The 12,362-nt window shown below is 60.0% G+C and carries 11 protein-coding genes and 1 tRNA gene; 4 read left to right on the top strand and 8 right to left on the bottom strand.

Annotated elements, in window-relative coordinates:
- Positions 1-120: 120 nt before the first annotated feature.
- The gene (locus tag KDW55_RS26760) at positions 121-525 is read right to left on the bottom strand and encodes a DUF4399 domain-containing protein (RefSeq protein ID WP_212161762.1); all 405 of its coding nucleotides are present in this window, start codon (positions 523-525) and stop codon (positions 121-123) included.
- A gap of 199 nt (positions 526-724) precedes the next feature.
- On the opposite strand from KDW55_RS26760, the gene KDW55_RS26755 reads away from it, so the two are divergent.
- From KDW55_RS26755 to KDW55_RS26745, 3 genes are all read left to right on the top strand, one after another.
- Positions 725-907: a rubredoxin gene (locus tag KDW55_RS26755; protein WP_006478164.1), complete on the top strand. Its 183-nt coding sequence runs from the start codon at positions 725-727 to the stop codon at positions 905-907.
- 147 nt (positions 908-1,054) lie between these two features.
- A tRNA-Arg gene (locus KDW55_RS26750) sits at positions 1,055-1,129 on the top strand.
- A gap of 167 nt (positions 1,130-1,296) precedes the next feature.
- The gene (locus tag KDW55_RS26745; protein ID WP_212198107.1) at positions 1,297-2,526 is read left to right on the top strand and encodes an integrase arm-type DNA-binding domain-containing protein; all 1,230 of its coding nucleotides are present in this window, start codon (positions 1,297-1,299) and stop codon (positions 2,524-2,526) included.
- Positions 2,527-2,682: 156 nt separating this feature from the next.
- Here KDW55_RS26745 and KDW55_RS26740 read toward each other — a convergent pair whose 3' ends face one another.
- The 4 genes from KDW55_RS26740 to KDW55_RS26725 form a co-directional block, all read right to left on the bottom strand.
- On the bottom strand, positions 2,683-3,036 hold the full coding sequence (locus KDW55_RS26740) for a HEPN domain-containing protein (protein ID WP_212198106.1): 354 nt from the start codon (positions 3,034-3,036) through the stop codon (positions 2,683-2,685).
- 1 nt (position 3,037) lies between these two features.
- Entirely contained in the window at positions 3,038-3,340 is a 303-nt protein-coding gene (locus tag KDW55_RS26735; protein ID WP_212198105.1) for a hypothetical protein, read from the bottom strand.
- A gap of 197 nt (positions 3,341-3,537) precedes the next feature.
- Positions 3,538-4,383, bottom strand: coding sequence for a TIGR04255 family protein (locus tag KDW55_RS26730; protein ID WP_212198104.1), 846 nt, complete (start codon positions 4,381-4,383; stop codon positions 3,538-3,540).
- A gap of 324 nt (positions 4,384-4,707) precedes the next feature.
- Positions 4,708-5,622, bottom strand: coding sequence for an integrase domain-containing protein (locus KDW55_RS26725; protein ID WP_212198103.1), 915 nt, complete (start codon positions 5,620-5,622; stop codon positions 4,708-4,710).
- Positions 5,623-6,625: 1,003 nt separating this feature from the next.
- Between KDW55_RS26725 and KDW55_RS26720 the strand changes: the two genes are divergently transcribed.
- A complete protein-coding gene (locus tag KDW55_RS26720; protein WP_212198102.1) occupies positions 6,626-6,973 on the top strand; it encodes a hypothetical protein in 348 nt (115 codons plus the stop codon).
- 331 nt (positions 6,974-7,304) lie between these two features.
- On the opposite strand, the gene KDW55_RS26715 is transcribed toward KDW55_RS26720, so the two are convergent.
- Genes KDW55_RS26715 through KDW55_RS26705 form a run of 3 tightly spaced genes read right to left on the bottom strand, consistent with a single transcriptional unit; the run spans position 7,305 to position 11,840 of the window.
- Positions 7,305-9,845, bottom strand: coding sequence for a transglycosylase SLT domain-containing protein (locus KDW55_RS26715; RefSeq protein WP_212198101.1), 2,541 nt, complete (start codon positions 9,843-9,845; stop codon positions 7,305-7,307).
- A complete protein-coding gene (locus KDW55_RS26710; protein WP_212198100.1) occupies positions 9,815-11,527 on the bottom strand; it encodes a hypothetical protein in 1,713 nt (570 codons plus the stop codon). The genes KDW55_RS26715 and KDW55_RS26710 overlap by 31 nt, the downstream gene beginning before the upstream one ends.
- Positions 11,528-11,540: 13 nt before the next feature.
- Positions 11,541-11,840, bottom strand: coding sequence for a hypothetical protein (locus KDW55_RS26705; RefSeq protein WP_212149492.1), 300 nt, complete (start codon positions 11,838-11,840; stop codon positions 11,541-11,543).
- Positions 11,841-12,362: the final 522 nt, after the last annotated feature.

Raw genomic sequence — 12,362 nt, 5'->3', positions numbered from 1 at the left:
CGGGGGCGGCTGCGCGCATGCTGCGGATGGTGTCGGCGCCGCGCGCGGCGGTGTGGCGCGGTGTCGTGCACGGGCGTCCGGCCGCTGCTTCCGGCTGGGCGCCCGCAGCTGCAGTGGTGCTTACTTCACGTTGACCGTGATCGTCGAACTCAGCTCGGGGCCGTACGAGCGGTGTGCGCCGTCGCCGAGCTGCAGCGTCAGCGTGTGCTGGCCCGGAGGCAGCTTCACGTCCGTTTCGGTTTGACCCTTGCCGAAGTGCAGCGAGTGTTCGGTGGCGGGGATCACGTCGCCCTTCGGCACCGGCTTGCCGTCGATCAGCAGATGATGGTGGCCGGTGTCCGGCGCCATGTCGCCGGACGGCTTCAGCGCCATCCCTTCGAGGCCGAATTTCACGTGAACGGGGCTCGAGACCGTCGCGCCGTCCTGCGGCTCGACGAAGAACACGCGCGCCTCCGCACGCGCGAGCGTCGACACGGCCAGCGCCGCGACACACACCGCACCCGCGATCCACTTCTTGTTGAGCATCGTTTTTTCTCCTTCAGATTGAAAGGCCCACGAAGCATACACTGCATGCCCTGCGCGCGCGATGGCGGCTGTTGTTCGCGATGCGTACGTTTAAAACGACGTTGCGCAGACGTTGCGCGAAATTCCGGTAACATTGCGCCTTTCGTCCGGCGGTCACGCGGCGGACGGCATCACCGACTTTCATCATCCCGAGCGCCACATGAGCGAAGTAACCGAATACCAGAGCTGGGTCTGCCTGATTTGCGGGTGGGTCTACAACGAGGCAGAAGGCCTGCCCGACGAAGGCATCCCCGCCGGCACCCGTTTCGCCGACATTCCCGCCGACTGGCGCTGCCCGCTGTGCGACGTGGGCAAGGAAGATTTCGTCGTCGTCGATTTCTGATCTTGTATTTCTGACGACGGCTGCGCGCCGGGCCGTGCATCGGCGCGCATTCCGTCCGCCGATGCGCCGCGCGTTTGCTATACTCTGCGCGCTGTCCACATTGCCGTCCCGTTCGCGTCTTTTGCATGCCGAATCGCGGACATGGCCCTCCCCGTAGTTCAATGGATAGAACAAGCGCCTCCTAAGCGCTAGATACAGGTTCGATTCCTGTCGGGGGGACCATCTAAGTTCCCAACACTTCCCAAGTTTGCCCAAAAAGTCGCGCACATCCTTGTGTCGCCTGGACTTTTGCTGCCATCATTGCCCAAGGTTGCCCAGTACAAGCAACCTAACTTGGGGGCATCTTTTGGGATATGCCTCCGTGCCCCCAAACTCGATGCCCCCACGCCATGCCGAAGCGCGCTACCCCGCTGACCGAGATGCAGATCCGCAAGGCCAAGCCGGCAGAGAAACCCTATCGCCTGGCAGACGGCAAGGGGCTGTACCTGGAGGTCATGCCGAACGGGTCACGCTACTGGCGGATGAAGTACCGCTTCGAGGGCAAAGAGAAGCGCGCCGCCTTCGGCGTCTACCCAGAGGTGACACTGGCCGAGGCTCGGCAAGCCTGCCTCAATGCGCGGAAGCAACTCGCCGCCGGCACCGACCCGACCGAACAGAAGCGGGAAGTCAAACGCACTCGGGCGATCGAAGCAGCGTCGACGTTTGAGGCTGTCGCGCGCGAATGGTTTGCGGCCCAGAAGGATGGCTGGACCGAAGTGTATGCGGGCAAAGTGATCAGCTCGCTCGAAGTCGATGCGTTTCCCCGAATCGGCCATCGTCCGATCCGAGACATCGAGGCGCCCGACATGCTCGAGATACTGAGGGCTGTCGAATCCCGCGGCGTGCGAGAGACAGCAAAGCGCATCCTCCAGCGCTCAAGGGCCGTGTTCCAGTACGGAATCATGACCGGGCGATGCCCGCGCAATCCCGCTGCAGATATCGACGCCGAGACAGTTCTCAAGAAAAGGGTCGGCGTCCGACACATGGCACGTGTCAAGCCGGTCGAAATCCCGCAGCTCATGAGAGACATCACCGCGTACCAAGGTGATTTCGTCACGCGGCTGGCGCTCCGCTTCATGGCTCTGACGTTCACTCGGACAACCGAGATGATCAATGCTGAATGGGATGAATTCGACGAACGCGCCGCCGAATGGCGGATTCCGCCCGAGCGCATGAAGATGCGCGATCCGCACGTCGTGCCCCTATCGCGGCAAGCGCTCGACGTGCTCGCCCAGCTTCGCGCGCTCAATAGCCAGCATCGATTCGTGTTCCACAGCGTGCAAGGCCGGAGCCACATCTCGAACAACACAATGCTCTATGCGCTGTACCGGATGGGCTACAAATCGCGAATGACAGGCCACGGATTCCGCGGGCTGGCCGCTACCGTGTTGCGAGAGCTTGGGTACAGCCGGGACGTGGTCGACCGGCAACTTGCCCACGCAGAGCGCAATCAAGTCACCGCTGCATATGTGCACGCCGAGTTCCTACCCGAGCGTCGCAAGATGATGCAACACTGGGCGGATCACCTCGATGCACTGGAGGCTGGCGCAGCGGTGATCCCGATCAACGCCGCGCAATAAGCGTTCACATTACAGAACGCAGAAACGTCTACTGACCCCATATTTGAAGGCCTCGCCTAATTGGCAGGACCTTTGTGTATCGAAGTGTATCTAAAACGCTCGGTCTCAGGGTCTACTGAGACCAGCGCAGTTAACGACTTTGGACGTGGTATCAGCTCAAGCCTGCAGTTTCTCGATGTGCTCGATTACTCGCTGCGCGATGTCGATAGCATGATTGGATTTGATCTTGTTGAACGACAGCGCCATTTCATAATCCGCATCGTTTCTGCTGACCCGCAGAGAATCCAGCCTCAACGCAACTTTGGCTTCGCCAATTTTTGAGTAATGCTGTCGGGTGAGTGCATGCACTGTGCTAGACAAATCCGCAATGCACGCAGCGTCGCGCGCATATAGGAATGCCGCGTAATAAGCGCGACTGATGGCAGATCGCAGCTTTGCCTCTTCAGTGTTCTGCGCGCCCTGATGCAATTCGCGCGCAACCGCAAGAAATTCGCGGGGCTCGCATGCCATGTCAGCGAATCCTTACGATTACTTCATCAAGTGCGCTCGCCATCCGGCTGTCCGCGCATATTTCGTCCAAGAACGAATCTTCGAGTTCCAAAAAGTGCTCTTGCGAAGCTAGCGTTGTTTCGACGTTTATAAGCACCTTCTCCCAACCTTCCTCTGGATCAGAATACATCGTGAGTTGTAGGTGCGCGCCGGCGAAATGCCTTGCTGCCACGTTCCGGATGAGGTCGACGCCAGCAAGCGTTTCGAACTTGGCGCCGGCGAGATAACGTCGTGCAGCCGAACTCTCTGTCATAGTTGCGCCCACGTTTCTCCTTTCTCGCGATCTCGGATCCGTTGATGGTGTCATCGAAACGAACTCCCTAAGCCCTAGCATGTTTGGACCGAGACTGGACGTAGATTGACGTGCCTTACGCACCTGCAGTGCGATACGCGGGTCACTTTGCGGGCGCCAGCCAGTCTGCAACCAGCCAGGCGAATATGAAGTGGTTGTGGCCGTCGACGTCATTGATCCTCCAGCCCAATGGCAATCAATTGTTCGCGACTCAACACATTGCGCATGAGTACTTTATTGTTTGGCTGCAGCAGTCCCTTGAAAGCAACCTGCAAGAACTCCTCATTCTCTTCATCCGACGCAGACGAAAGTGCCTTAGGCAGATTGTCCTTGAACGTCACTTGGGCTAAGTGATCGATCGAAGCGGTGAGACGACCGTCGATATTCGCGCTCGAGAGGTTTAGGACGTTCAGCAATTGGCGATTGGCGAATTGCGCTTCCGCAGCAGGCCCCTCGCCATCATTCATGGTTAGCACGAACCAACCTTGATAAACATGCCAAAGCGGCCCAACCGCCAACGTATTGGCTGGCAAAAACTGAGAATCAGGATTGAAAACATCACCAATCAGGTAGGGCTCCGGGTCCGTTTCGTAGATGAACTTGTCGATGACTTGCAGAGTAATCTGACTGAGCGGGTTTGTCTCCGAGGCGATCTGTCTCACGACTTCAGTCATGAAGCGCTTCGCCTGCGGCCATACTTTTTGCCATGAGTCGTAGTCGAGGCAGTTCACGACAACGTTCTGATCGGTAGCCCGAACAACCCAAGCCGGCGTGCCGTCTTCCTTGAAACGTTGGAGCAGCACCCCGCTCGGAGTCGCTTGTTGCGTGATGTTAGGCATTCCAATATGGAATGCTATGCCCTGCGTTGTCTCAAAGCGTGGCAGATCTGAGCGCAACGTCTCGCGCAGCGTAGCCAAGCGCGTCACTTCGGCGGCATCAAATGCTCGCGAGAAGGTCAGAACAAAGGCCATAGCCTCGATAGCATTGTGCTGACGGATCGGTTTTGCGATTGCCATTTCTAAATGGAACAGGTCGATCGGGTGCCTAGGCGCGTAAATCGATGGGAGTATAGCCGATCCTGTATATCGGCCGATTGTCACGAACCCTTAGGCACACCATCCGCGCGATGGGATACGATCGACGCTCGAAAGTTGACCGGATCGTCTAGGTACGCATGGATCTCCGCGTTCTTCCACACAGTACACCGCGACGACAGTCGAATTGGCGCTGGAGCGCGGCCGGCCAGACAAAGCTGGCGCCACGTCTCCCTCGAGACACTAACGAACGGGGCGATCTGCGACCAGCGTGAGTGCCCCACGACCGGCAGCGTGTCGACGTGCTTACGCATGCGTCACCTCCGCATCGACCAGCACCTCCCGCCCATAGACGCGCTCCACCCACGTCCCGCGTCCGTCCCCGTGGCCGAGCCATGTCGATACGCCTGCAGCCGCCTCCCGACGCGATACGCCGGCAGCCTTCTGCCGCTCAAGGTGCTCGGTCGCGTATGCGTATCGAAGGCTGTGCGGTGCGCGCTCATCGGTCATACCGACCATGCGCACCACGTAGTGGTAGCGCTCCATCGCTCGTCTCAGATCTGGCTTGCGCACCAGCTTCCCGCCGTACGCGTTCGACAGCCCGATCGCCCTTTCCACCAGCTCAGTGGCGCGCCGCGTGTCCAACGGTGGGCTCCGACGCGTCTTGCCTCCCTTCGTCCCGTGGATGATGGTCACGAAGCCGTCCCCGATCGAGCTCGACAGCGCGCGCCGCCAGTCAACCAGCGATTTGATGCTTTCTACCGCCTCCCGGGCGCGAAGTCCGAACTCCAGCTGCAGCTCGAGCACAACTGCAATGCCCGGATCGATCGCAGCAACTGCAACACGATACGTTTCCAGCTCATCGCGCATCATCGGCCGTTTCGTGCCGGCCCGGCTTGCCCCCGACAGCCCGAGCGCCGCATTGCTCATCTTGTCGGCAAACGGCCGGCGACCGATCCCTTCGAGCGCCGTTCGAATGTGCGTCATGTTGTTGATCGCCGTCCGCTTCGAACGCCCTCGCGCCATCATGTCGTTCGACCACGCGATCAGATGCTTCTCTTTGAGCTGACCGGTCGTATGAACCTGAAAGCCCATAGCCCACAGAAACCGAGCGAAACGCGCGAGCGACTTCTCCCGACCTTTCGAGGTCGAGTTTGCCTGTTTGCCGCGCGCCCCGCGCGCAGCACGGCACAGGTCGGCCGTGAGAGATTTGTGCGACATGCGTACCCCGCGTCCATGACGTGAGGCTCGACCCCAGTTGCCTCCCTGTCCGCTGGACGGAGCCGCGAATCCGCGGCTGGGAGACAACAAACGGGGGCACGAGCCTCGGCCTGGTGAGATTGGGAGCGTTCTACGCCAGCAAGCTGGCGCAGCCCGGCGCGCATCAACCCGATGAGGTTCGACGCGTGGCGGGAAGACGCTTCCCCCGTTTGATCCGTGTTTTGGCTTTGCGACCGATCGAGGGCGCCAATGCCCCGACCGCGCGAATTGATGCGTGCCGAGCGAGTCGACACGAGATTCCAGACACCGAGGCCAAGCGCGCCGCCAGTCGTCACGGGGACGATTGAGACGGACGCGACAAGACACGGCGTTAGCGCTGGGGAGCGCACGTCACGGATTGATTGCCGCGGGAGCGGCATACGGGGATTGCACAGCGCGCCTTTCGCAAGAAGCAAAAGGCGGTGGGGGGCTTCACCTAGCGGCGAAGCAGTCACGAGCCCATCATGAAACGATGGACGGATTTTGGGCCGGGGCCCTACTCAGTTCATTCGGTGATTGAGTCACCGTGCCCGCAGAGCGGGCTTACATATGGCTGTTCAACAGCCAGGTCCTGCAGTCGATGCCCTTTAACCCGGGCTAGGTATGCAGCAAGATTAGCGATGGCCGGACGGCTTGGCAACAGATTTTCGCGACCTCGGTCCGGCGACGAAAAATGGCAGTCGCGTCTACAGAGTGACGCATGCAATAGTTCGCGATGCCATTGACGGTGCAACCGCTTTTACAGAGTGATGCGCCTGAATATGACCGCCACGAAACCTCATGCCGGAAACCACATGTTGTAGAGGCGATACAGCCTGCATCGCCCCAACGTTCACTTTCGGACATACCCGGGAGCATATGACAGAACATCTGCCGTTCTTTTGACCGAACTTGTCGCAGCGGTGGCAACCCCCTATCCTCATTGGACACGGCTCCTAGAAGCCCACACTCGGGGAATATCGCCATGAAGATCGCCGCTTTGATTCTCATCGTTGCTTCGAACACTGCCGTCGCCGCCTGCTTTGGCACTGCAGCATTTCAGACTTGTAACGACAACAACGGAAACTCCTATTCTGTAAGCCGCATGGGCAATGCGACGACAGTCAGCGGCTACAACGCCAATACGGGGAGCAATTGGAACGAGAGCGCCCGGACGATCGGCAACTCCACCTATATCAACGGGACCGCGGCCAATGGCAACACGTGGAACGAGACCATCACCACATATGGCAACGGCAATCGGTCCATGTATGGAACCAGTTCAGAAGGAAGCTCGTTCAGTCGGTATTGCACCGCCTGGGGCTGCAACTAAAACGAAGGCAGAATTCGATGAGTCTAGCCCCCGCGATCGCCGGGACGATTGCCGCAACGAATACTTCTGGCATCACGCTTGCCGATCACGTTTTCATCTATATCGGCGCAGCGGTTCTGTTTGGGTTGATCGGGCTAGTCCCGCTCTTGGCCGAAAAACCCGAGTCGAAGCCTACGCCTGGAGCGTGGGACGTGGTTGACGACGCATCCGAGGATTCGCCGCCTCGAATCGCGGAGCAACCGATGACGATCGACGGCGAGATAACGGAGGTACGCAAAGTACCAAAGCTGACCCGCCGGGGGCCGCGATTGGGGCGATAGATCGGCGGTCTTTACGGACTCCCCTGCGGACCGGCAAGCTGCGGGACTGCCAGAGCAGGTGCGTACCGAAGACGACGCGCCAACGCTTGCGCCATCATTTGCGATCGGGATGTCACTGGACCGGCAGTATAGGCATCAAGGTATGGGAGAAATCCCTGCGGATTCAGTAGCAGATCGGCCAGATGTTCATTCAGCCGGCTCCCGATACGCGATCCGTTCAGCAAACTTCCGACGCCACTGCCTAGCGCGGAGCCTACTCCTGCACCTGCAGGCCCGAAGAGAGCCGCGCCGCCCGCCGCGCCAGCAGCTTGCGTCGCAGTACCTAAAACGCGCCCCACTGCGCCCCCTTGAAAGTTCCGCCCATACAGCTGGCGCGCAAGCCAGCCATTAGCCGCAAGGTTGTACGCCGTATCGCTCCCCGGCGTGCGGACCGAGTTCGATATCGTCGCGCGCTGAAGATCCTGTCCAATGCGCTGGAGCGTGCCGAGGGCGTTGGCATCAATTCCGTACGCCGCCGCGTCACCGCTGTTCATTGCCTTTGCGAGCGCGGCTCGATACGGCATCATCTGAATTTCCGGTACTCCGCCCGCATTCATAACGCGCGTGCCCAAGCCGTTGGCGATCTGTTGGCCCACGTCCATTGTATTCACCGGCACGCTACCAGCGGCGTATGCCGCGCGCGCCTGCTGAACGCCGGGGATATAGCGTGTCATCCAATTGTCGACATTGGTCTTCAGTGCGGCTAGCGATCCTGCACGCGTGGTGGCGCCAGTGCGTTGCGCCTCACCAATCATGTCTCCCAAAGCTCGAGAGGTATAGTCGAGCGCCGCGCCATTGATTGCCAGACTACCGCCTTGCTGGGGCCAAATTGGGGCAATGCCACGCCCCACTGCGGCATCCAGCGAGGCAATCTGGTTGGCACGTTGCATTGCCTCTTGCATCTCCGGGATTTGGGCATAGCGCATGAAAGCAGGACCGACATTAGCTGTCGCCTGATGCGCCTGTTGATATAGCGGTGATGCAGCAGCTTCGCGGGCGGCCTGTGCCGCCTGCATATCGGCCGGTGTGCCCGCGACTCCCATGAGCGCCTGCCAGCGCGCATTATTGTTATCGATAGCACGCTGCATCAATGCATTGCGGAAATCCGGATTTGCGTTTGCTGCAGCCTTCTCTGTCGCCACCAATACAGGACTAGCACCGGCCTGCGCCGTAGTCGGGGTGGAACCCGGCACGAAAGTAGACGCGCCGCGTATATTTCTCGCAGCCTGTGCGGCATCGTTGCCCACCGCGTTAGCGAGTTGCTGCCCCACATATCCACGCGGATCAAGAATAGGACGAACAGCGTTGTAGAGGCTTCGGCCCGCTCCCGCAACGGCGCCAATGGCTGCAGGTATAGCCGCGCCAACGCCTGCGCCGACCAGCGCATTGTTTCCAACTTGCGCCCAGTAGGATTGACTCGGATCGATCGATGCGCCTGCAGACAGTGCGGCGCCGGTGGCCGCATTGCCAAGGCCGGCGCCAACCATACGCCCGACCGTGCCGCCCATCATGGGAAGCGAAGTGACACCAGCTCGAACAGCATTGCCAGCCTTCAAGACGCCTCCTACCGGAAGGATCATCGGGGCAACAATGCTCGCAGCATGCGCGCCAGGAGATGCCGTTTTCCGGAATTGTTGATCAGATGCAGACTGCGCGGCGACATCACTGTTCGCAGTATTGGCAAGCCAGTTGCCGATCGCGGATCCACGCACCCCTGGAATAGCGTTTGCACCCGCGGCGATGCCCTTTTCGACGACGTTCGCCGCATTGCTCGCAAGGCTGCTTACCCCGTGCCACGCGCCCGCGCCGATCTGCTGAAGATCATTCCAGGTGCCGGAAGACGCACCGCCTGCCGCTAGGTCATTCGCCAGATCGTTCGACGACCACGGAACTGTCCTTGTCGGTTGTTGCGCCACTTGATCGCCGAATTGCTGTCCCGACGCACGCGCCGCCAACATCACGTCGATTGGATCCGCCGCACCGTGCCCCGACGGGGCCGATGGTTGCATGCCAATTTGCTGCCCTCGCGCTCGCTGCTCGAGCAGCGCATCGATGTCATCAGGCGTCGACGATTGTCCAACCGACTGTTGTGAGGCCGGCGCGTAGCCACCGCTCTGTTTGATTGCTGCGTATTTCGCCGCAACATTTCCCACGTAGGCATTCGTCTTCGGCCCCCAGAGCTTCTGGTCCGGTCCGGCGAAGTGCGCCGCGACTGCCTGTTCGACGTTCCCACCAAACCGCTGCATGTTTTCGGCAAACATCGCTGCCGCCGCTGGAACAGCTTGCGTCGGATCGAGAGGATTAATCCCATATGCCTTTGCCGTAGCCGGCGTAAAGCCCATCAACCCGGCCGCGCCGCTCGCTGGATTGACCGCATTCGGCCGGAACGACGATTCCTGCGCTGCGATCGCCTTGAGGATCGACGGGTCGACGTTGTATTGCTGGCCCGCGAGCTGGAAAATCGAATCGAAATCGGAAGCGCTCATTGCAGCAACCCATTCTGTTTGAACCAAGCGCGCCGCTGCATCAACTGCTGCGCCTGCTGTGGCGACAAGCTATTGAGCAATTGCTGTCGTTGCTGCGGTGAATAGGTTTGCAGTTGGAACACCTTAGGGTCGAAGTTGTTGCGCCACGTCTGGTCCGCTTGATCGAGATTCGCCACACCGCCGTTATTCTGTTTGAACTGCTGGTAGAAATTCGCACGCGCCGTACCTGCCAATTCGCCGGCCTTCGCCCATGCAGCCATCGTCTGCAATGCCTGAGGGAACATCGTATCGTTCGGATTTGCGTGCATCGCCGCCTCCATCTGCGAGTCAGTACCGGTACCTCCCGCTGCTTGCCATGCACGCAGACCGTTCTGGTTGAGATACTTCTTGAGCTCCTGATATTCGCCGACGCTACCTTGCCAGTTCGGGAACATTTTTCCGAGCACTGGCGAATTCGCAATCACGCCTTTGACATTGTTTTGCCAATCCGAGCCGGGACCGGTTTGCACACCGGACTGAGAAAGCTGGATGATGTTGTCGAGTACGTTCTGCCGAGTGGGGCTGTCGACGCCGAACTGGACAGCCTGGTTATAACGATCGGCATTCGCTCCCGCCACTTTCTCCGCTGCCCCTGCGACACCCGGCGCAAGCCCTGGCACTGTGGGACCTCCATTTGGCGCCTGATAGTTACCGAAGCGCCCAGCGTTGATGCGGGCGCCCCCGAGCGCGCCGCCACCCGGCTGGCCCGGAGATGACAAGCCATTCGCGATGTTGAAATCGGTATTCCACACCGGACGTCCATCCGGGCCGAACGCAGGACGCACGTTAAATTGCGCCTGTCCTGCTGCCTTCGCACCCGACTCCTGCTGCAATGCTTCCGCGCCGCCAGGGATCGGGTTATATGCCCACGTCTTTCCCCCATTCGGCGTCGTCAGTTGTGCACCCGCAATCTGTGTCGGAACAACAGTCGGCGCGAAGCCACCGCGACCGTCCGGTGTCGCATAACCCCATCGCCCAGTCAGCGATGCATTCTTCGTCGCCTCGTTCTGATAGTTCGCCGATGCCTGCTCGGGAGATACCCCCATCCAGCGGTTGTTCTTGATCTGGTCCGTCGGTGCCAGCGCTGCCGCTTGATCCTTCCAGTACCCCCCAGGATCAGAGAAAAAACGCATCGCCGCCATCTGAATCGGCCACCCGGCTGGATTCAGGGAGCCGCCCGGCGCGAGCGCACCTTGCTGAGCCGTCGATTGACCTTGCAGTTGCGGCAGCGCTCCCGTTGGTGAACCAATCATTCCACCAAGTAGCCCTGCAGCCCCATCAGACTGGTCATTGACGGTTGCTGGTTGAGCCCCGGCAGTCCCGTTTCCGACGGGTTGCTCTGCCAGGGCAGATTGCTGTGGGGACTGCGCTCCAAACATGGGCGATCCGCCCATTGCCCAATTCATTTGCGCCTGACCCAGACCATTCAATCCCTGACTTACCTGGTTTCCGAGTTTTGCCGCAAGATATGCCTGCCCCAACTGGGAAAGAGGCGCGAGCGGCGACGTGCGCGCCTGCACTTGGTATGGGCCGACCGCAGCGCCTGCAGGCGTCTGCTGCGACGTCATCGCGCCTCGCATCAGTGCTTCCGCAAGCATTTGCTGTCGCTGAATGTCGTACAGGTTTCCCTGATATTGCGGCAGCACAAACGGACCATTGTTTCCAGCCATGATCAACCTCCGCTCAGTGCTTGACCGCGACGAGATCGGCCGGTTCGGGAATACCGCGCGCGATGATTTCCTCGACACCCTCGGTCGATGCAAGCGGTGTGTCGGACATTGCTTCGGTCAGCTGGTCCTGCAACCAATCGTGAGTCGACGAAATGTCAGCACCTACAATCCGGAGATCGGCTTCGACTTGGAATCCTTGGGCAGCGCGCTGAGACGCCTGCAGGATGGCCGCAAACATCGACCGAAGTCGTGCACCGGCCATGTTGATTGCGTTTAACAGCTGGTCCTGTCGGGCCTGCTCGGTGGGGGACATGTTGAACTCCTTCAGATGGACGAATTCAGTCTATGAGGAATCCCCGTCTCGAACTGGGTAGAAAAATCGGCGTGGATTTTCTGCCCGGTTCGCGGCATTACGTAACAGCGTTCGCAGCTCGTTTCCGCAATAACACTCGTCCAGCCTTCGCTTGATTCGCGAACTTCCGGGCGATCTGCTCAAGACGAGCCGCAGGGGCAGATATACCGCTCGTTTCGGCTAGCACAAACACCATCGTTCTAACACGGCTATACGCGCTATTGCGTACGCGGCCGAGTGGGCGAAGCGGTACACCGTTCCGATGCAGCCACTGATCGATCGTGCCGCCTTCTGCCGCGGCAATCGCCCATCCGATTTGCCGATCTGCCAAATCGCTGACCGGGGGACGACCAAGCCGAGCCTGAGGCTGAATTGCCGGCCTCCCGGGCACCGTAAGAAGTGCCTTTGCCAACGAAGACGATTTCTCGTAGGCAGCTAGCTTCCTCTCGAGGACACGAATGCGCGCGGCTAGCTCGCGTACTG

Origin of the sequence: Burkholderia sp. AU19243 (assembly GCF_018148075.1) — a bacterium.
GTDB classification, from domain to species: domain Bacteria; phylum Pseudomonadota; class Gammaproteobacteria; order Burkholderiales; family Burkholderiaceae; genus Burkholderia; species Burkholderia latens_A.
Note: the sequence above shows the minus strand (reverse complement) of the source record. Positions and strands in the feature narration are given on the sequence as shown.